Source organism: Microbacter margulisiae, from assembly GCF_014192515.1.
Classification (GTDB): Bacteria; Bacteroidota; Bacteroidia; order Bacteroidales; family Paludibacteraceae; genus Microbacter; species Microbacter margulisiae.
Window position 1 is genome coordinate 1,356,182 of the sequence record NZ_JACHYB010000001.1, and the last position, 22,261, is coordinate 1,378,442.

The 22,261-nt window shown below is 40.0% G+C and carries 11 protein-coding genes; 9 read left to right on the plus strand and 2 right to left on the minus strand.

The window, feature by feature from the left end; translation table 11 throughout:
- Positions 1-48 precede the first annotated feature (48 nt).
- Positions 49-1,212, minus strand: a complete 1,164-nt coding sequence (locus tag FHX64_RS05530) for an IS4 family transposase (RefSeq protein ID WP_183412237.1) — start codon at positions 1,210-1,212, stop codon at positions 49-51.
- A 1,266-nt stretch (positions 1,213-2,478) separates the two neighbouring features.
- On the opposite strand from FHX64_RS05530, the gene FHX64_RS05535 reads away from it, so the two are divergent.
- Complete coding sequence (locus tag FHX64_RS05535; RefSeq protein WP_183412804.1) at positions 2,479-5,037, plus strand: SusC/RagA family TonB-linked outer membrane protein; 2,559 nt, start codon at positions 2,479-2,481, stop codon at positions 5,035-5,037.
- 31 nt (positions 5,038-5,068) lie between these two features.
- Here the strand turns inward: FHX64_RS05535 and FHX64_RS05540 are convergent, their stop codons facing one another.
- Positions 5,069-6,232, minus strand: coding sequence for an IS4 family transposase (locus FHX64_RS05540; RefSeq protein ID WP_183412237.1), 1,164 nt, complete (start codon positions 6,230-6,232; stop codon positions 5,069-5,071).
- 115 nt (positions 6,233-6,347) lie between these two features.
- Between FHX64_RS05540 and FHX64_RS05545 the strand changes: the two genes are divergently transcribed.
- The 8 genes from FHX64_RS05545 (at position 6,348) to FHX64_RS05580 (ending at position 22,237) form a co-directional block, all read left to right on the plus strand.
- Positions 6,348-7,223, plus strand: a complete 876-nt coding sequence (locus tag FHX64_RS05545; RefSeq protein WP_183412805.1) for a SusC/RagA family TonB-linked outer membrane protein — start codon at positions 6,348-6,350, stop codon at positions 7,221-7,223.
- 42 nt (positions 7,224-7,265) lie between these two features.
- Positions 7,266-9,230, plus strand: coding sequence for a RagB/SusD family nutrient uptake outer membrane protein (locus FHX64_RS05550; RefSeq protein ID WP_183412806.1), 1,965 nt, complete (start codon positions 7,266-7,268; stop codon positions 9,228-9,230).
- 149 nt (positions 9,231-9,379) lie between these two features.
- On the plus strand, positions 9,380-11,158 hold the full coding sequence (locus tag FHX64_RS05555; protein ID WP_183412807.1) for a polysaccharide lyase: 1,779 nt from the start codon (positions 9,380-9,382) through the stop codon (positions 11,156-11,158).
- Between the two features lie 136 nt (positions 11,159-11,294).
- On the plus strand, positions 11,295-11,951 hold the full coding sequence (locus FHX64_RS05560; RefSeq protein ID WP_183412808.1) for a DUF3826 domain-containing protein: 657 nt from the start codon (positions 11,295-11,297) through the stop codon (positions 11,949-11,951).
- A 42-nt stretch (positions 11,952-11,993) separates the two neighbouring features.
- Positions 11,994-15,140, plus strand: a complete 3,147-nt coding sequence (locus tag FHX64_RS05565; protein WP_221202147.1) for a DUF6298 domain-containing protein — start codon at positions 11,994-11,996, stop codon at positions 15,138-15,140.
- 12 nt (positions 15,141-15,152) lie between these two features.
- Entirely contained in the window at positions 15,153-16,085 is a 933-nt protein-coding gene (locus FHX64_RS05570) for a glycoside hydrolase family 43 protein (RefSeq protein WP_183412809.1), read from the plus strand.
- 12 nt (positions 16,086-16,097) lie between these two features.
- Positions 16,098-19,439, plus strand: a complete 3,342-nt coding sequence (locus tag FHX64_RS05575; RefSeq protein ID WP_183412810.1) for an MGH1-like glycoside hydrolase domain-containing protein — start codon at positions 16,098-16,100, stop codon at positions 19,437-19,439.
- 38 nt (positions 19,440-19,477) lie between these two features.
- Positions 19,478-22,237 carry a glycoside hydrolase family 78 protein gene (locus FHX64_RS05580; RefSeq protein WP_183412811.1) on the plus strand — a complete coding sequence of 920 codons (2,760 nt, stop codon included), beginning with the start codon at positions 19,478-19,480 and terminating at the stop codon, positions 22,235-22,237.
- The last annotated feature ends 24 nt before the right edge of the window (positions 22,238-22,261 follow it).

Below are 22,261 nucleotides of genomic sequence, written 5' to 3' on the forward strand. Positions count from 1 at the left end.
GAAAATTAGATCACTAGTGTCCACTAAAAAAACGGCACTGTATAAATATTAAAAAGCAAATAAACTTGGTTCACTTGAACCGCATCGTTCATTGAAATTGTTGAAGTTAGATTTGTTGAGCAAATCATTTATGTTGGCTTTGTCCGTTAGTGACATGCTGAGAATCTGAAGCATTTCGTAGATGGAGCATTCCATCTTCAAGTCATGATGCACAATAGCTACCAAGCAGTAGGCGGTAATAGCCGAGTAAATCTGGATCCTGACAGCATTCTCAGTTACGCCCCAAAACTTTTGGATATTGAGGTGTTGCTTCATCCACTTGAAAAACAGCTCGATCTGCCATCTGTTCTTGTAAAGCAGCACGACTTGCAAAGCATCAAGACTAAAAGCATTGGTTAGGAATGTAAACACTCGGTCTTGCTCTTCGTCGTAGAAGACAATTCTTCGTATGGGCTTCGGATAATGCCTTTCGCTCATGTAACCAGTGAATGTCACCACGGAATCTGAGAGGATGTTTTTCGGCATCCTTCTCTTCCATCTGACTGCCTTGCACTGTAGATTGTTCTTGGCTCTGACCACAAATAATGACCTGATTTCGTTGATTCTAAACAATCGTTTGAAATCGTTGTACCCGCGGTCAAACACATAAAAAGATCCTGGTTCATAGGGAATCACATCCATCGCGTTTACGTCATTTACCGCAGCAGGAGTGATATGGAAGAACATTGGGATCTGAGTTTCCAGGTCAAACAGGGTATGGATTTTAACTCCACCTTTTGTCTTTCTGAAACGAGCCCATTGATAAATGTTCATACATAAGTCAATGGTCGTTGAATCAAAGGCATAGACTTTACCTCCAAGCTTGAAGATGTTGTCCATACGTTTTGATTGAGCTTTGCCAACCATGTAATAGGCAAACTCTTCAAAAATGCGATAGTCCCGATTGGTATTTGCCTTGGAAAGATTGCTTAGCTTGACATCACTGCCAAAACCCAGATGATATCCTTTACCCCTATGCGCACCGATAGCCATCGCCAAATCTCTCAGACTCCTTCTGTTGCAAAGTTGTCCGAACATGAGAACAAGCAGCTGATTCCAACAGGTAAAAGACTTGATATAGCGGTTTCCTTGGTGCTTGTCTACAATGTGCCTGAATTTATCGGCATTAAGAAACTCGACTAATTGGGCGAAAACGAACTTCTCTTTATGCATATCGTATTGAATATCAATACAAAGATAAATTGAAATCGTCGCACCCTTTAAAGCGCTGTAACTATCTAACTTTCAATATTTTCAAAGATCTTTTGCAATTTTTTAGTGGACACTAGTGAAATTAGATCAAAAGACAAAGGTTAAAGATCAAATTTCTCAACAATATATGAATAGGATATTTCTAGTTTTATCCGTCGATATTAGAATATAAATAGCAAGTAGTGTTATATGCATTTCCCTTTTCACTAACAAATAAATTAATAATACGATAAGTGAAGATTTGTTTTATATAATATAACACATGTTGACGTATACTGGATACAATATCACACAATTAAAATCACCCTATCAATTTTGAAAAGAAAAATTCAATAGACGGATAGACTAAATTTATATTAAAAATTGCACACGTGTGCATAAATTCCAATAAAAAATAAAGAGGCATAATCATCAAGATTGCCATAACTAAAATGCATTAGGTGATTTTTCACAACAAATCCACGACTTTTTTTATTTATCAAGATCGGCATAGCAAGCTATAGAACAAAAAAACGAAAGAAAAATTAGTAGAATTCCAATATATAGATTCGAAAAAGGAATCAATACAAATAAGGAATTCTTTTTGAATAGAAGATTGTCTAAAACAAAAATTCTTTTACATCTTCGATAGCGAAAGCAAATGAATATAAAAGAAAAATGTTATTATAATATTATTTATCAGCATACTATACATTATCAATCTTATTATTTTTCAGAAAACACTTATTTTGAATATTTATCATTATCTTCTTTGTGTTTCGATTATTTACTATTACATTTGCATCGACAGACAAACAAAAACAAAAGATAATACCAAATAAAATCGTAATTACAAACTGAGCTCTTCTCAATATAGCCTGAAAATTAGAAAGTAACACTCAATTATTTACGACTCAACCTTAATCAATAAACATTATATGAGCACACACTCCTTTCTCAGCAAAAAGACTACATTATGTTCTGTCGCTGCCACTACACTGAAGTCTTGTCAGGATATAAACTATAATCCCAACAATAAGGGCTTGTCCGTGCGCCAAATAACATCCGACAAATAGCTCACCTGAGAATTTCTATCAGGTAAAACTATAGAGATACGAATAAATAACCATCGATGTACATATACATATAGAATCTTATCGTAAATCTTACACACAAAATATAGTTAATCTTCATAGTTTCACAACCACACAATTCATCTCAATTTATTAATTATTAATTTTACTTTTCATGAAACGACTACACAAAGAATCGTTTAGGCAAAAGTTGCAACACATTGTGCTTTTGCCAGGTACCAAATGGGTTTGTTGTTTTTTAATAACATTCCTGTTAGGAGGACAGCTACTGACGGCTGCACCAAGCAATGCAACCCAAAGTCAATCTCAGCAATCTGAAGGATCAAGAATTTCAGGTAAGGTGACCGATGACCAGGGAGAACCTTTAATTGGGGTTACTATCGCCTGTAAAGGAACTTCCCGGGGAACTATTACTGATGTTAATGGAAAATACAGTTTAGAAGTTCGTCCTTCAGACGTATTAGTGGTATCATATGTCGGATATAAAAGACAAATAATACCTTACACAGGACAGTTAGAGTTAAACATTAAGATGCTTCCGGACATAAAATCATTAAATGAAGTAGTGGTAGTTGGTTATGGTACTCAAAAAGCCAAAAACATTACAGGTTCTATTGCTACGGTTAACATGCAAAAAGCAACAGAGCTACCTGTTGGCAATCTTACAGAAGCATTAAGCGGACAAATTGCTGGTCTATCAGTAAATGATGGAAGTTCTCGCCCAGGCGATAACACATCGACCATGCAAATTCGCCAAGTCTTTAATTTTTCAAAAAACCAAGGCACGCCTCTTCCCTTAGTTGTTATTGATGGGGTAATTCAAATTGATCCAACAAGTGGATTACCCACATTAGATCAGTTTAATATGCTTGATCCTTCTGAAATTCAAAGTATTTCAATATTGCGCGATGCAAGTGCTGCTATTTATGGTGCACGTGGGACACAAGGGGTTATTATTGTCACAACAAAGCATGGCCAAATAGGTGCTCCTAAAATTTCTTACTCGGCAAAATTCGAAATAGATAATGCTGTAAGTTTTGAAAAAACATTGAATGCGTATCAATACGGAGTCTTTGCCAATAGTTTCTTGCAAGCAAGCGGGGTAACTAATCCAACCAATCTTTATTCAACAGATGAGTTGAATCAAATGAAAACATTGAATTATAACTGGCTCAAGGAAGCTTGGAAACCTGCCGGGCTTATGCAACATTCGATCAATGTAAGCGGTGGTAGCCAAAAAGCAACTTATTTTGTAGGAGCATCTTATTATACACAAGGAGCTAATCTGGAAAACCAAAATTATAACAGATATACTTTCAGAGCAGGGACAGATGCTGAAATCGCTTCTAATTTACATTTGAACGGATCTGTATCCGCCAATAGCGGCAAACAAACTCAATCATTCACGAAGGTCGTTAGCGCAATAAATGATGGTAGTTATGGGTCTTACGCAGGAGGGGAACAAGCTGACTATGGTTATTTGCTTCACATGCCACAATATATTCCCTGGTCTTATAATGTGAATGGGACAACCCAATATGTGTCTCCCGCCCTGAGCCCTGCCAAAGTATCAGGCAATGCAACATCAGCAAATGCAATTGCAGACTGGAACTATTTTGCCATATTAAATAGCGGATCAGCTCAAACAAACACATCCAATAGCTACACAGCTAATTTCACATTACGTTACGATATTCCTTATGTAAAAGGATTATCAGTATCAGGACAATATGCCCGCACTTATGAAACCGATAATAACGAACAAGACGCCATGCCGTTTACGTTAGCATTGGCTACAAACACCAATACACTGGATAATCACTTATACACATCCAGCACAACCTGGAAAGTAGCTCAAAACAATAAAAATTCACGCGTCGTTTATAGCAACCAATTGAGCGAAAACGAACAAATGAACTTCTTTATCAACTATGCAGGTTCGTTTGGGAAAAACAACATTTCCGCCATGGCAGCGGCTGAACGTTCAACCCAAAGTGTCCAAAACAACTACTACGAATATGATAATCCTTTAGCAGGTGCCTATAATGGAGCCAGCTCTTCTGCAGGCACACTGGATGTTTCTAATAGTTATACAACAAAAACTTCCTTAGGAACGCTCTCTTATTTTGGACGTGTCAACTATAACTATGCAGATAAGTATTTAGCTCAATTTATTTTACGTGCCGATGCTTCCACAAAATTTGCCCCGGCAAACTATTGGGGGCTCTTCCCGACACTTTCGTTAGGATGGATTGCATCGGAAGAACCCTGGTTCAGAAAAGAATTCGGATGGGTGGATTACTTCAAGGTACGTGCATCGGTTGGAGAAACCGGGAAAGATAACATTACAGCATACGAGTGGGAACAGTTGTACACTTATAATGCAAATAAAGGGTTAGGCTTTGGGTCAAACGGGGGTTCGCTAGTAAGCGGCTTAACAACCAATGTAACCCCTACACCAAACTTACGTTGGGACTCAACCGTAAAATATGATTTAGGATTTGATGGGAACGTATTAAACAACAGATTATCATTTTCTTTAGACGGATATTTTGATCGTAACACCAATCTGTTAACCCAAATGGCAAGCGCAGCAAATGTTCCTATTACAGCCGGTGGTGCTTATGCAGAACAAAACTATGCTAATCTTAATGACTGGGGAGCAGAAATATCAATCAACTGGAAAGATAAAATCGGTAAAGTAAATCACTAGTGTCCACTAAAAAAACGGCACTGTATAAATATTAAAAAGCAAATAAACTTGGTTCACTTGAACCGCATCGTTCATTGAAATTGTTGAAGTTAGATTTGTTGAGCAAATCATTTATGTTGGCTTTGTCCGTTAGTGACATGCTGAGAATCTGAAGCATTTCGTAGATGGAGCATTCCATCTTCAAGTCATGATGCACAATAGCTACCAAGCAGTAGGCGGTAATAGCCGAGTAAATCTGGATCCTGACAGCATTCTCAGTTACGCCCCAAAACTTTTGGATATTGAGGTGTTGCTTCATCCACTTGAAAAACAGCTCGATCTGCCATCTGTTCTTGTAAAGCAGCACGACTTGCAAAGCATCAAGACTAAAAGCATTGGTTAGGAATGTAAACACTCGGTCTTGCTCTTCGTCGTAGAAGACAATTCTTCGTATGGGCTTCGGATAATGCCTTTCGCTCATGTAACCAGTGAATGTCACCACGGAATCTGAGAGGATGTTTTTCGGCATCCTTCTCTTCCATCTGACTGCCTTGCACTGTAGATTGTTCTTGGCTCTGACCACAAATAATGACCTGATTTCGTTGATTCTAAACAATCGTTTGAAATCGTTGTACCCGCGGTCAAACACATAAAAAGATCCTGGTTCATAGGGAATCACATCCATCGCGTTTACGTCATTTACCGCAGCAGGAGTGATATGGAAGAACATTGGGATCTGAGTTTCCAGGTCAAACAGGGTATGGATTTTAACTCCACCTTTTGTCTTTCTGAAACGAGCCCATTGATAAATGTTCATACATAAGTCAATGGTCGTTGAATCAAAGGCATAGACTTTACCTCCAAGCTTGAAGATGTTGTCCATACGTTTTGATTGAGCTTTGCCAACCATGTAATAGGCAAACTCTTCAAAAATGCGATAGTCCCGATTGGTATTTGCCTTGGAAAGATTGCTTAGCTTGACATCACTGCCAAAACCCAGATGATATCCTTTACCCCTATGCGCACCGATAGCCATCGCCAAATCTCTCAGACTCCTTCTGTTGCAAAGTTGTCCGAACATGAGAACAAGCAGCTGATTCCAACAGGTAAAAGACTTGATATAGCGGTTTCCTTGGTGCTTGTCTACAATGTGCCTGAATTTATCGGCATTAAGAAACTCGACTAATTGGGCGAAAACGAACTTCTCTTTATGCATATCGTATTGAATATCAATACAAAGATAAATTGAAATCGTCGCACCCTTTAAAGCGCTGTAACTATCTAACTTTCAATATTTTCAAAGATCTTTTGCAATTTTTTAGTGGACACCAATGAAAGTAAATTACAACATAGGTGTAATCACAGGTTTCAGTGGAAACAAGGTAACCAAATATCCTGCATCGGCAGTTACATATCCTTCAACAAACAATGTGATTGTGGGAAGATCAATGATTATGCCAACATGGGGATTCAAAGTATGGAAAGGGAATGCCGGGCATGATGGAGTGCTTCGTTCACAATCTGATATTGACGCTTATTGGGCATACCTGACCAAACTGGCTTCTGCTGCAGGTGATTCTCCTTCCTATATGGGAATAACCAGTGAATCAGGTTTATCAACCGGAATGCTGGCTTATCAGGATCTTCATGGAGCAATACAATCAAACGGATCATTTGCAATACCTAACGGAGAAATCAATGCGAATGAAGACTACGCGAAACTAGCAAGTGGCTATACTTACGGATTTACAACTAACCTTGGCCTTAACTGGAATGGATTTAGTTGGTTTGCCCAAATTGCAACCGGATGGGGTGGATATGCTTCTCTTGACTATATTAAACAAAGCACATCTTCAAGTAATATCTTGTGGTCACACGAATCGTATTTGTCAAATATGTACGACGCCACCAATAACGTAAACGGGAAATATCCGAATGCTTATTATTCTCAGAATTACTATAATTCTGATTTCTGGCAAGTTCCTGCATTCCGTAGCTATATCAAGAATATGGGAATCGGATATACTCTGCCTGCTAATTTGCTAAAGAAATTCGCTGTTGAAAGTGCAACGATCAGTTTAGTTGGAAATAACTTATGGGATTTCTATAACCCATATCCTGACCATTATCGCAACATGTACGATAACTCTAAAGTATCTTATCCTACATTAAGAACATATTCTTTAGGTATCAATCTAACATTCTAAAATATAACTCTTAGGATATAAAACAATTTAATTGCATATATCATGAATAATAAAATATTATATTTGTTCTTATCCCTGGCTATGTTACTGGTAACTAGCTGTAGTGATAAGTTTTTGGAAAACATGAAAAGTTACAATAATTATGATGCTTCCTTATTCACCAATCAAACCGAAACGGGCTGGTTTCTGGATAATATCTATTATAACTATTTCAGTGGATATAACTCCCCTATTAAAACAGTAGTCGGACTTTATAGCAATGATCAAACTTATATGACAGAGGAAATTGGAGGGACAATCAATAATCTGATTAACCCGACAATGACGCTTAATACTGCTGCATCCTGTTCAACTTACTTCGGGTCAGCACTTACTTCCTCTGTAAACAATAATCCATATACACGTATTCGTAACTGTAACTTTCTTATAGATACAATCAATTATATGGGAAGTAACCTCCCTGAAACATTTCGGCAAGAAGTCAGAGGCCAAGCCTTTTTCTTAAGGGCTCTCCAATATTTTGATCTTGTCCGTACATACGGAGGTGTACCGCTTGTGCTTCATTTAATAAGTCCATCAGCTACAAATACAAGCATCCGTTATCCCAGAGCGACTACTTCGGAATGCGTTACTCAAATTGTTAACGATTTAGATTCAGCAGCGAATTTGTTGCCTACATCCTGGTCTTCTTCTACAGATTATGGGCGTTTTACCAAAGGAGCGGCATTAGCTGAAATAAGCCGCGTGTTATTAACTTATGCCAGCCCTCTGTTTAACACAGACTGGGATAACACATCTGATTCCCGTTGGCAGGCTGCACTTGCTGCAGGGCTTGCTGCTGAAAAAGAATGTAGTGCTGATGGCTATGGCTTATATGGTAGTTCAGCAAAAGACTGGGCAAATATGTTTGTATCGAGTGCGGGTTACAAAAAAGAAGGCATCATTGTATTTCAATGTTCTTCATCCAGTACTCCAAGTGCAGAAATCAATAACCAGTGGGAAAACTCCATTCGCTTAAAGAGCCAGGGTGGCAGCGGTGGCATAGCTGTTCCAAAAGAAATGATTGATTTATTCCCTATGGCAAATGGAACCCGTCCTACAGTAGCCGACGGATATAACGATTCTTTGTTCTTCTTAAACCGGGATCCACGTTTCTATCGTACATTTGCTTTTAGTGGTTGTAAATGGGCAAACAAAGCAAACGCCAATTCGGTGGTATGGGCATATCGCTATGTTAACTCAAAAGGCGCGTATACATATCATGGCAACAACCAGCTAAAGAGTCCGTGTTTTGTCCGTAAAATGTCTGATCCTTCTGCCGATAGTACTGCATTCAGCTACTCAGGAACTCCTATTATGGAATATCGTTATGCAGAATTGATACTGAACATAGCTGAATGTTATGCAGCAACGGGAGATCTATCCGATTGTTTAACTTATCTGGAAAGAATTCGTGCACGGGTTGGTATACCTTCAGCAAACAATTATGGTTTAGGAACATTCACTGATAAGTATCAAGCCATAGCTGCATGTCTGTATGAACGTCAGGTAGAACTGGCATATGAAGGCAAACGGTTCTGGGATATCCAACGGTGGATGCTCTTCAATGATGATGCTTCAAGTGGCAATAATACCTGTGCCAAATTGGGATTAACCCCGCTTGATCAAACTACTCGTGTCGGCGATTACTGGCAGGCTAAAACCGTTAGCAATACTGATCCTGTAGCATCTGCAATAAATACTATTTCCATTGATCCGGATGCTTCGAACTTTACCCAGGAACTAAATTCTTTAGCAACATTATATAACACCTATTTTGTTCGTGTTGCTGCAAGTCCTGCCATGGATACATATAACAATCAAACCCTGACACAATTTGGCTGGCAACAAAACTATTATATCCAGGGATTGCCTACTACGGTTTTGACCAATAACCCATGGCTATTACAAACCAAAGGATGGTATGACGCTTATGGCTCTCAGGGAACATTTGATTATCAACAATAATTAGGGTTAGTAGACTGAATAAAAGATTGTGTAGTTATAACAAAAAAACAAGAGGGTGCCCTTTGGACACCCTCTTTAACCCTGGTATTAACAATTTAATCAGAATAGATAAACAACCCAGTTCATATCAATAAATTAAATTAGTCAAAATGAGAAAATTTGTTTTTTTAAGTTTAATCGCTCTTGCTTTTGTATCACTACAAACAGCTAAAGCACAGTACCCACAGGTACCTGACAGCATTCGCATAAAAGATGCAAAAATGATGCAGGCCTGTTACGCACACTCTGACTCGGCATGGCAAGTCGCACTTCCTATTGTAAAAGAGCAGGCCATGCATGGTAAACCGTACATACCATGGGCTCATCGTCCATCAGATTTACCTCAGGCCAGCATTCCTGCATTTCCGGGGGCTATGGGAGGAGGAGAATATTCATTTGGTGGCCGTGGCGGAAAAGTATATACTGTAACCAATCTGAATGACAGCGGACCCGGCTCTTTCCGCTGGGCTTGCGAACAAGGAGGCGCACGTATCATCGTATTTAACGTATCCGGGATTATTCATTTACATACACCTGTCATCATCAGAGCTCCTTACGTTACCATCGCAGGGCAAACTGCTCCGGGTGATGGTGTAATCATTGCAGGCGAATCCGTATGGATTAATACGCATGATGTTGTTATACGCTACATGCGTTTCATGCGCGGTATTACCGATGTGGGAAGACGTGACGATGCTCTTGGCGGAGACCCTGTAGGGAATATCATTGTTGACCATTGTTCAGGAGAATGGGGAGGTGATGAAAGCATCTCTTTGTACCGGCACATGTACAATCCAGGGGATGGAACAAAAGCTTTCAAATATCCTACCGTCAATCTCACCATTCAAAATTCCCTTATTGCACAAACTTTAGACACCTGGAACCATGCTTTTGGGAGTACTTTAGGAGGTAGAAACTGTACCTTTATGCGCAATATGTGGGCTGATTGTATTTGTAGAAATCCATCGATTGGTGAAGATGGCATTTTCAATTTTGTCAACAATGTTCTATACAACTGGGTATCCCGGTCAGTAGACGGTGGTGACTATACGGCATTGTATAATATCATCAACAACTATTACAAACCAGGTCCATGCACACCGAAAAACGAACCTATCAGCTACCGTATTCTGAGACCAGACGCAGGTCGCTCAAAATTAGGATATAAGGTATTTGGACGCGTTTATTGCAACGGTAATTATGTGGATGGCTATCCGGCAGTCACCAAAGATAACTGGGATGGTGGTGTTCAGTTGGAAACCCAACCTTTGAAAGTAAGAGGCGACTCTGCATTCTTAGCATCATTGAAAGAGTATCGTAAGAATGACTTCTGGTCAAATCTAACCACAAAAGAATATTATGCATTGGTAAAATGGAACAAACCGTTCCCAATGCCGAAATTCCCTATTATGAGTGCACAAGAAGCATACAACTATGTTCTTGAAAATGTAGGTGCAACATTGCCTGTACGGGATATTACCGATCAAAGGATTATAGAACAAGTGCGTACAGGAAAAGCATATTACGATAAAAGCGCAGACAGCCGCACTTACTTCCAATTCAAGCACCGCAGATTGCCCGAAGATTCATATAAAGAAGGTATCATTACCGACATAAGCCAAGTTGGAGGTTATCCAAAACTGAGCAAAGACTGGAAACGGTACAAAGACAGCGATGGTGATGGTATTCCAGACTGGTGGGAAATCAAATATGGCTTGAATCCTCATAATCCTGCAGATGCTAATGGAGACATCAACGGGGACGGATATACCAACATTGAAAAATATATCAATGGAATCGATCCAACGAAAAAAGTTGACTGGACAAATCCCAAAAATAACCGCGATGTTTTAGCCGGTAAAACAAAATTATGGAATCATTCCAACTAATCAACCAGTTGAATGGCCATTGATTTTGAATTATGAACTTGAAATTATGTGCAGAAATTAGAAATATGTAAATTCCATAATAGAAACTATAGGTACCCAATCCTATAGTTTCTATTATAAATACCTTCAACTACTCATGACAAAAACATTCCGAATTGCAATCGTATTATTGTTATTTGCGGCAGGCATGTCCGCACAATCAAATGATGCTGCCTACATTAAGACATTAACGCTCAGATCCACTAAAATTGTAAAGAAATTAAACATATCAGACACTGCTGTCTTTAACCGGGTGGTCAATATTCTGGTTAATGAATACGCCAGTGTTGGAAAAATTTTTGACGATAATAATGCTGCAATGAAAGCCGCCAAGGCAACTGCAGGAAACAATAAAGCATCACTTCAGGCTTTAGACAAAACAATTGAAGGCGATACTAACACACAATTATATAATTTATATTGTGCCTTTACCGGTGCTCTTTCGGGAGATTTAACACCACAACAAATCGAAGAAGTAAAAAATGCAATGACATATAATGTGCTCAAAGTTACTTATGGAGCATACTTGGCTATGATTCCTACACTGAAACCAAATGAAAAACGACAAATTTATTCCTGGTTGGTAGAAGCAAGAGAGCATGCAATAGAAGCCCCATCCTCTGGAAAAAAACATGCATGGTTTAATAAATATAAAGGTCGGATAAACAATTATCTTTCCAAACAAGGATACAATATGCAGCAGGAAAGAGTTGCCTGGGCAAAAAGAATAAAAGAAGCTCAGGCTAAAAAGTAATACTTATCAATTATATTTCTATCATTTCTCCAGTTCTGAAACATGAAAAGCTTCTTCAACCATTTAAGCGTAAAAAAAATACTCATTGCATTATTAGCAATGATCTTTGGAGCTAACATTGGAGCTCAGGCAAAAAAGAGTGTAATAACGCTTCCTCCGTTATATTTAGCCAATGGACAACTGCAGTACAAAAGCGATAGTCTCGGAAATCGTATTCCTGATTTTTCTTATTGTGGATATATGGAAGGAGAATCATCCATTCCGACTATTCCCGTCATAATTGTAGTACCCGCAAAACCAGGAGATGCCACAGCCCGCATTCAGGCAGCATTGGATTATGTAGCTAAATTAAAACCTGATGCAAAAGGCTTTAGAGGAGCAGTATTGTTAGGATCAGGAACATTCAATGTATATGGACAATTAATAATGAATGCTTCCGGAGTAGTTTTACGTGGTTCAGGAACCGGAGAAAACGGAACAAAACTTATAGCCGCCGGGGATGACAGGCGGACTTTAATCAGAATCTTAGGAGAAAATGATCGGCAATTAGGCACTCCGATACCCATAGTAAATTCGTACGTGCCTGTTAATTCATTTTCAGTAACTGTAAATAATATAGGATCACTAAAGGTTGGTGATAAAATTATCATTCACAGGCCAATCACACAGAAATGGATTCAAACCTTAGGAATGGTAACTTTTGGAGGTGGAGTTTCGGCTCTTGGATGGAAGCCCAATGATCGTACGATTAACTGGGACAGAACCATTACCGCCATTAACGGGAACAAAATTACGTTCGATGCGCCTTTAACCACAGCGCTGGATCCACAATATGGAGAAGGCCAGGTTATTCCATACACATGGCCGGGACGGATATCGAACGTAGGCGTTGAAAACATGCAGTGTATTTCCAACTATGATACCACAAACGTAAAAGATGAAGCACACTCATGGATGGCTATTACCTTAGAAAATGTTGAAAACGCATGGATTAGGCAAATCACCTTTTCTCATTTTGCCGGCTCTGCCGTAATGGCTCTTTCCACTTCCAAACAAGTAACCGTTGAAGATTGCATTTCCTTACAACCAATCTCAGAAATAGGAGGACAACGCCGCAATACCTTCTATACGGAAGGACAACAAACGCTCTTTGAAGATCTGTATGCAGAACATGGCATTCATGATTTCTCTACCGGTTTGTGTGCTGCTGGCCCCATTGCGTTTGTTCAGTGTTACTCAGAATTACCCTACAGTTTTAGCGGAACAATTGGAAGCTGGGGCTCCGGAATTCTTTTCGACATGGTCAATGTGGATGGAAATGCTTTACGTTTTGCCAACAGGGGGCAAGATGACAGAGGAACCGGATGGAGCGGTGCCAATAGCGTATTCTGGCAATGCAATGCTGCTTTAATTGAATGTCCCAAGCCTCCCACTGCTGAAAACTGGGCATTTGGCAGCTGGTCACAATTTGCAGGTAACGGAGGCTGGTATGAATCAAATAATCACCTCCAACCACGCAGCCTGTATTTGGAACAATTGGCAGAACGTTTACATAAACCTGTTGATGAAAGCTCGCTAATGATGCTGAATAACTCAGAAGATAGTAGTCCCAGTATAGCTATGGCTGCAAAACTGGCACAAGAAGCTAAACATCCCGCCCCTACATTAATAAACTGGATTGAACATGCCGGACAACGCAATCCTATTTCAACAGCAACCGATGGCGCCAAAACTATTGATGAAATCGGATATGTTCACACAACCGGCACAATCAATACTTTACCTACTCGCATCGTTAACGGGCATATCGTACATGGAGATGTGTTGCTTTATGGAAATCGGTTGGAGGCTCCCTGGTGGAACGGTAGTACCCTACCCTCATTTTTACCGAAAGCCAAACCCGATATCACACGCTATGTACCTGGCAAAGTTGGATTAGGCTTGACCGATAATCTGAATGACGTTGTTGCATGGATGAAAAAGAACGATGTAGTTTCCCTCGATCATAACTATGGACTTTGGTATGATCTTCGCAGAGATGATCACGAACGGGTGAGAAGAATGGATGGAGACGTATGGCCTCCATTTTATGAACAACCATTTGCACGTTCAGGAGAAGGAACCGCATGGGATGGATTAAGCAAATATGACCTAACCAAATACAACACATGGTATTGGAGTCGTCTAAAGAAATTTGCCGATTTAGCAGATCAAAACGGTTTGGTTCTATTACACGAAAATTTCTTCCAGCACAATATTCTTGAAGCTGGCGCTCATTGGGTAGATTGTCCATGGAGGCCTGTCAACAATATAAATCACACCGGATTCCCCGAACCGGTAAACTTTGCCGGCGATAAACGCCAATTTATGGCGGAACAGTTTTATGACACTACCAATCTGGTTCGTAAAAAGTTGCTTAAAGCCTACATCCGCAAATGTTTAGAAAATTTCGCCAACAATACGAGCGTTATTCAACTAACAAGTGCTGAATATACAGGGCCGTTGCATTTCATGCAGTTTTGGCTGGATGTTGTTGGAAACTGGGAGAAAGAAACAGGGAAACACCCACTCATCGCCTTAAGTGCAACCAAAGATGTCGAAGACGCTATTTTACGAGACCCCAAACGTGCCAAGGTAGTTGATATAATAGATATCCGTTATTGGTTTTATCGCAAAAACGGCACTGCATACGCACCCCTAGGAGGAGAAAACCTAGCTCCGCGACAACATATGCGATTAGTCAAACCGGGAGTAACTTCTTTTGCCCAGGTATATCGTGCCGTAAGCGAATACAGGCTTAAATATCCGCAAAAAGCTGTTATGTACTATGCAGATAATTATCCTGCATATGGGTGGGCTGTATTCATGGCCGGCGGATCATTACCTAACTTACCAGCAGGCATAGATCCTACATTCCTTAAGGATGCTGTACATATGGAGATCATTCCATCTCATTCGAACAATCAATATATCTTAGGAAATAACAACATCGGATACATTGCTTATTTACAATCAGGGAACAAAATATCATTAGACCTGACAAAAACCACTAAAACATATATTGCCTGCTGGATGAACCCTGCTACAGGGATTCTCATGAAGAAAAAATTCCATGTAAAAGGCGGACACGTTGTTTCGATTAAATCTCCTGATAAGGGAAGCATCGTACTTTGGTTATCCTTGAAATAAACAGCTAAAACAATGAAGTATCTATTTTTGGCCATAGTAGGAATGATTGCTTTGTCATCGTGTAAAACAACACAGGCATATCTGTTTTCTACATTTAGAGAACCTCAACAGGATGGATTGCTGTTAGCCGGCAGTACTGACGGTTATCACTGGAAGAGTCTTGGCGGGCCATTCAATACTCCGGGAGTAGGCAGGGACAAAGTCTTCAGAGATCCATCGATTGTAGAAGGACCTCATGGCACCTTTCATATGGTATGGACTTGTAGCTGGACAAATGACAAAGGGTTTGGTTATGCAAGTTCAAAAGACCTAATACACTGGACTAAGTCGCAATATGTCGAAATAATGAAAAGTGAGCCCACGACCATTAATGTGTGGGCTCCGGATTTATTTTATGACGCACGGAAAAAAGATTTCATTATTATTTGGGCATCGACTATTCCATATCGTTTTCCGAAGGGAGAAGAAGCCGAGGACAACAATCATCGGTTATACTATACGATTACGAAAGATTTTAAGACTTTCTCTCCTGCAAAATTATTTTTTGATCCGGGATATAGTGTAATAGATGGTACGATTTTTAAAGTTGCTTCCAAGAATTATGTATTAGTATTTAAAGATAATACCCGTCCAGAGAGAAACGTCAAAGTAGCATTCTCACACTCTCCTATCGGGCCATACGCTATTCCGTCAGCGCCGTTCTCGCCACACTTTAGCGAAGGACCTACCGTGGTGAAAATCGGACACAACTATTTGATTTATTTCGAACGTTATGTAGCAAAAAAATATGGAGCCGTAGAAACAAAAGACTTCAAAACGTTCACTGACATTTCCAACGAAGTGTTTTTACCGAAGGGGCAAAAACACGGCACTATATTCAAAGTCAAATACAGTATTTATAAGAAACTATTAAAATACCAAGCTCAAGCCAACAAGGGACACTAATCAATATTTGAAATGAAACATCAAACCATAACATATCTGGTTACTATAATTCTGGCTATTTTTTCAAGTACAATAACAATCCATGCTCAGGATGGAATTTACTATACGGGCACTACACTATCGAATGTCAACTACCATGATGGGCAATTGCCTCTTGCCGTAGGTGTTCACAACATTCAGGTACTAAGAGCGAACAGAGAACATCCTGCATTGGGAGGCGGCGTAAGTTGGACATACAATCATGCTCCCATGCTGGCTTACTGGAATCATCAGTTCTATTTGGAATATCTGTCTGATCCTGTAGGAGAGAGTGTTCCTCCGGGAAGGACTTTATTATTAACTTCCAAAGATGGGTATCGCTGGTCAAATCCCGTCATTATTTTTCCTCAGTATCGGGTTCCGGATGGGACAACAAAACCCGATAGCAAAATAGTTGCTAAGCATTTGTGGGCTGTGATGCACCAACGGATGGGATTTTATGTATCGAAAAGCCATCGACTGTTAGTACTGGGTTTTTATGGCATTTGTCTGGGACCCAAGGATCATCCGAACGATGGGAATGGTATAGGCCGTGTTGTACGGGAAGTTTTCCCCAATGGAAAATTTGGACCGATTTACTTTATTCGCTATAATCACGGATTTAGTCAAAAAAACACTACTTATCCGTTTTATACCCAAAGCAAAGATCAAGGGTTCGTAGATGCCTGTAACGAGCTTTTATCAAAACCACTTATGATGCAACAATGGAATGAGGAAGCAGACAGAAATGATCCTCTGATTCCACTGAAGCTGGATTTCAAAGCATTTGATTATTATCATTTACCAAATGGGAACGTTGTAGGCTTATGGAAATGTGCGGTGACATCCATTAGTAAAGATAATGGACGTACATGGTTAACACATCCGCAGAGGGCTCAAGGTTTTGTGAATGGCAACGCCAAAATTTGGGGACAACGAACTTCTGACGGACGATATTCTACCGTATATAATCCCTCATCATTTTACCGTTGGCCGTTAGCCATTTCAACAAGCAACGACGGGTTGAATTATAACGATATGTATTTAGTTCATGGGGATTTGACTCCAATGCGATATGGAGGAAATTTTAAAAATCCGGGCCCTCAGTATGTACGTGGCATCATTGAAGGGAATGGAACACCACCCGATGGCGATGAATGGGTAACCTACAGCATGAACAAAGAAGACATATGGGTTTCCAGGATTCCTGTTCCGGTAACGGACAGAGCTACGGCACAAGCAAATGATGATTTCAACAACTTCCATTCCATTGCAGAGATGACCCAATGGAATATTTATAGTCCGTTGTGGGCGCCGGTAAGTATTGAAAAGCGCGCAGACGGACGGCGTTGGTTAACATTGCAGGATTGGGATCCTTTTGATTATGCAAAAGCAGAAAGAGTAATTCCCACATCAAAGAAACTGACTGCCGAATTTACGATTGTTCCTGGACAAAACAACAAAGGAGAGTTGGATATTGAGTTTGAGAACAAAACCGGACAACCCTGCATTCGTTTAATCTTCGATAAAGACAAGCTTTTCAAAGCACAAACAGGGCCACACTATTCAACGCTTGCCCACTATCAGGGAGGAGAAGTATTTCATATTGAGCTCGCATTAGATGCAACAACGAACAGTTACACAATGGTGGTAAACGGTAAAAAGATTTCCACACATCTTTTCTTTAATCCAGTAGCATCCGTTAGCCGTATCGTCTTCCGGACAGGAGAATTACCTATAGAGCCCACACCTGACAGTCCGGCATTTCGTTATACTGATTTACCTCATGCAGGAAGTACAGCACCTAAAGCTGTATTTTACATCAAAAACTTGAAAACGGTTAGCTTGGACGACGACAGTCATGCAGCAGTGTTAAAGGCTGATGAATTTAAGCATTTTGTGGATTTCTTCAATTCGATGGAAAATGAAAATATCACCCTGGCTATTTCGAATGCCCAATCATGGGACTGGATGAAAAAGAATATTCCATTGTTCGAATGCCCTCAATATACTATGGAGCAAATGTATTACTACCGGTGGTGGACATATCGTAAACATATAGAAAAAACACCGGTCGGTTATGCAATTACTGAATTTTTGGTACCGAGGCATTATGCAGACAAGTATAACTTAATAAGCTGCGCTTTGGGCCATCATATTTACGAAGGCCGTTGGTTGCGTGACCGCCAATATGTTGACGATGATATTCATGTATGGTACCGGGGAAATGATGGTAAACCGATGAAGAAACTGCGCAACTATAGCAGTTGGGCAACAGATGCAATCTATAATAAATATCTGGTCGATGGGGATACTACATTTCTTTTGAATATGTACCCTGATCTAAAAGCCAATTATGCTGCCTGGGAAAGCGATCATCGATTACATAGCGGGTTGTTCTGGCAAAGCGATGTACAGGACGGCATGGAAGAATCCATCAGCGGAGGACGCAGAAAACATTATGCCCGACCAACGATCAACAGTTACATGTATGGAAATGCCAAAGCATTATCTGAAATTGCAGCCCTGGATGACAATCAAACTGATGCGAGATTTTACCAACTGAAAGCAGATACATTGAAGTCTCTTGTTCAGAACTTGTTATGGAATAAAGACAGCCTCTTCTTTGAAACATTACGTAAACCCGGCGAAATGGCTCAGGTTCGGGAAGAGATAGGATTTCTTCCATGGTATTTCAATCTGCCGGACAAAAATAAAGGATATGATGCTGCATGGAAACAAATTACGAATCCAAGAGGTTTTTATGCTCCGTTTGGCATCACTACTGCAGAACAGCGTAATCCGGAATTCAGGACACATGGAGTTGGTAATTGTGAATGGGACGGTGCCGTATGGCCATTTGCCACATCACAAACATTGACTGCAATGGAAAATTTAATCAATAACTATCCTCAAACAGAAATGAATGATAGTATCTATTTTGCCAGGCTTGAACAATATGTTGAATGCCAATCGTACAGAGGACGACCCTACATAGGCGAATATTTAGATCAAAGGACTGGCTATTGGTTAAAAGGAGATCAGGAACGCAGCAGATACTATAACCATTCTACGTTTAACGATTTAATCATAACCGGGTTGGTTGGTTTACGGCCACGTCCTGATAATACAATTGAGATCAATCCTTTGCTTCCTAAACATCAATGGAACTGGTTCTGTCTGGACAATGTGCTCTATCATGGAAAAAATCTTACCATTGTCTGGGATAAAACCGGAGGAAAATACGAATTAGGGAAAGGCCTAATGCTGTTTATAAATGGTCACAAGGTGGCATCAAGACCTGACTTAGGTAAGCTGACCTATACAATGAAGTAATTTACAGGGTTTCAAGAATGTTTTAAGATTAGTTAGCGATGAACAGAGGAGTAGCAAGAAGTATTTTGTGTGTTATCATTGCAATGATGCCATTGTTTGCGAATGCAATTGTAATAGCCAAAACTACTTGCGACATGGCTGTCAATCCGTTATCGATCAATACCGTTGAACCCCGGTTTGGCTGGCAATTGCAATCGGCTACCAACGACGACAAACAAACTGCTTATGAAATAGAGGTAAGTCCTAAATTTTCTAACGCTAACAATCCTATTTGGAAGAGCGGAAAGATAAAATCAGACAGAAGCCAATTGATTCCCTACGGGGGAACTGGGAAATTACAACCGGGACACTTTTATAAATGGATAGTAAGAGTTTGGGATGCAAAAGGGAGGGCTTCTTCATGGAGCCTCCCCTCCTATTTCTCTATAGCGCCTTATCCATCTTTCATGAATGCCCGGTGGATCGGAGCCATCACAAGAACATATGCTCATTTGCCAATCGGCAGAAGCTTCCACATGCCTTCTCTTAAAAAGAAAGCAAACCTTGAATTATTGGATTCCATCAATAGCTTGGCATTGCGCAGTATTATGCTCAGAAAGTCATTCACCGTGCACAAAAAAATCCGGGACGCCATAGTTTATATCTGTGGACTCGGGCATTACAGGCTATCCATCGATGGAGAAAAAATTAGCAATAGTCAGTTTGCCCCGCTGTGGAGTGATTACGATAAAACCGTTTATTACAATACCTACGATGTCACTTCACAGCTACACAAAGGTGAAAATGTGATTGGAGTCATCCTGGGGAATGGTTTTTACAATGCCATCAGCAACCGGTACAGTAAGCTATGGCGTACTTATGGGCCTCCCACCCTATTTTTCAAAATGGTAATACACTATACCAATGGTACAGAACAAACAATCTGCTCTGATCAAAGCTGGAGCTACGCATTGAGTCCCATTACTTTTAATAACATCTATGGCGGAGAAGATTACAATGCGAACTTAGAGCAAAAAGGCTGGGATAGCCCCGCATTTAATGACAAAGGAAAAGCATGGAAACCGGTGGTCATACAGGAATCCCCAAAGGGAGAGTTAACTCCGCAATTGGCTCCTCCTGTCGTCATCCACAAGCAATATGGAATAAAGAGCATTCATCAATTATCCGATTCCGTATATGTGCTGGATATGGGACAAAACCTGGCCGGCTTTCCATCGATTAAAGTAAAAGGTAAAAAGGGACAAACCATACGGTTGTGGGTAGGTGAAAGCTTGGATAAAGACGGATACGTCAGCCAGAAACGCACCGGTAGACCTTACTATTTTGAATACACATTAAGCGGAGACAGCATTGAGCAATGGCATCCTTTGTTCAGTTATTACGGATTTCAATATATCGAAGTGGTAGGAGCCAATGTCTTGAAAGCGCCTAAAGGGAGCCAACTCCCCTTAATAACAGCTATAAAATCAGACTTTGTCTATTCCTCAGCTCCGGAAATCGGTTCGTTTAACTGCTCCGATTCACTCTTTTCCCATACTCATTTTATAATCAACAATTCAATAAAAAGTAACTTCCAGGGAGTACTTACAGATTGTCCTCATCGCGAGAAACTGGGTTGGCTGGAACAGGATCAATTAAACGCACCCGGCTTAATGTATAATTACGACATGTCAACTTTCTTCCCGAAAATCATGCGTGATATACGCGACGCCCAATATGCCGACGGACTTGTTCCAAGTATCTGTCCGGAATATGTACATTTTGGAGGAGATTTTACAGACTCACCTGAATGGGGCTGTGCATCTATCGTTATACCATGGATATATTACGAACATTATGGTGACAGTTCATTGATCCGTCAGTATTATCCTGTCATGAAAAGATACCTTGATTATCTTACATCCAGAGCCAAATGCCATATTCTTTCCTATGGATTGGGAGACTGGTATGACTATGGCGTAAAACCTGCTGGATACTCGCAAAACACATCCATTGCATTATCAGCAACAGCACATTATTATTTATCAGCATCCTTGATGTATAAAGCCGCCAAGCTGTTAGGTACAAATGACACAACAAAATTCAAACAGCTCGTTAATGAGATAAAAAAAGCCTATAACGAACGTTTCTTTAATCCGGCAACAAAACAATATGACATTGGGAGCCAATATGCAAATGCGGTTTCTCTCTATTTAAACCTGGTCGACCCGAAAAATAAACAAGCGGTTCTGAACAATTTGGTTGCGGACATCCGTTATCATGGCAATCATCTGACAACAGGCGATATTGGTAACCGTTACCTGTTTCAGACACTGGCAAACAATGGGTTGAATGATGTAATGTTTGATATGTTAAATCGTTATGATGTTCCGGGATATGGATTCCAGGTAAAATACGGATTAACTACGCTTGCAGAACAATGGGACCCACGTAAGGGAAATTCCAGAAACCATTTTATGTTGGGACAAGTAGAGGAATGGTTTTATAAAACGTTAGCCGGTATACAGGATGATCCGGAAAGTCCAGGATTCAGACATTTCTATATCAAACCGATTCCTGCCGGCAACATCAAAACAGTATCTGCTTCAACAGAAAGTTTATATGGAAGAATTCAGGTTGAATGGACAAAACAAGCGAAAGAATTTACGCTAAGAATCACTATTCCTGTAAATTCTTCAGCAACAGTAACATTACCCTTCAAGGTCAATTCGGCTGTCATAAATCATAAAACAGAAGCGATAAAAGACAATACCATTGACTTAGGATCAGGAAGATGGAATATCATCACAAGTCTATAACACGTTAATAACAGAACTGATATA

Excerpts from the sequence above, each read along its gene's own strand:
- FHX64_RS05530 (WP_183412237.1), bottom strand. The coding sequence starts at position 1,212 with ATGCATAAAGAGAAGTTCGTTTTCGCCCAATTAGTCGAGTTTCTTAAT.
- FHX64_RS05535 (WP_183412804.1), top strand. The coding sequence starts at position 2,479 with ATGAAACGACTACACAAAGAATCGTTTAGGCAAAAGTTGCAACACATT.
- FHX64_RS05540 (WP_183412237.1), bottom strand. The coding sequence starts at position 6,232 with ATGCATAAAGAGAAGTTCGTTTTCGCCCAATTAGTCGAGTTTCTTAAT.
- FHX64_RS05545 (WP_183412805.1), top strand. The coding sequence starts at position 6,348 with ATGAAAGTAAATTACAACATAGGTGTAATCACAGGTTTCAGTGGAAAC.
- FHX64_RS05550 (WP_183412806.1), top strand. The coding sequence starts at position 7,266 with ATGAATAATAAAATATTATATTTGTTCTTATCCCTGGCTATGTTACTG.
- FHX64_RS05555 (WP_183412807.1), top strand. The coding sequence starts at position 9,380 with ATGAGAAAATTTGTTTTTTTAAGTTTAATCGCTCTTGCTTTTGTATCA.
- FHX64_RS05560 (WP_183412808.1), top strand. The coding sequence starts at position 11,295 with ATGACAAAAACATTCCGAATTGCAATCGTATTATTGTTATTTGCGGCA.
- FHX64_RS05565 (WP_221202147.1), top strand. The coding sequence starts at position 11,994 with ATGAAAAGCTTCTTCAACCATTTAAGCGTAAAAAAAATACTCATTGCA.
- FHX64_RS05570 (WP_183412809.1), top strand. The coding sequence starts at position 15,153 with ATGAAGTATCTATTTTTGGCCATAGTAGGAATGATTGCTTTGTCATCG.
- FHX64_RS05575 (WP_183412810.1), top strand. The coding sequence starts at position 16,098 with ATGAAACATCAAACCATAACATATCTGGTTACTATAATTCTGGCTATT.
- FHX64_RS05580 (WP_183412811.1), top strand. The coding sequence starts at position 19,478 with ATGAACAGAGGAGTAGCAAGAAGTATTTTGTGTGTTATCATTGCAATG.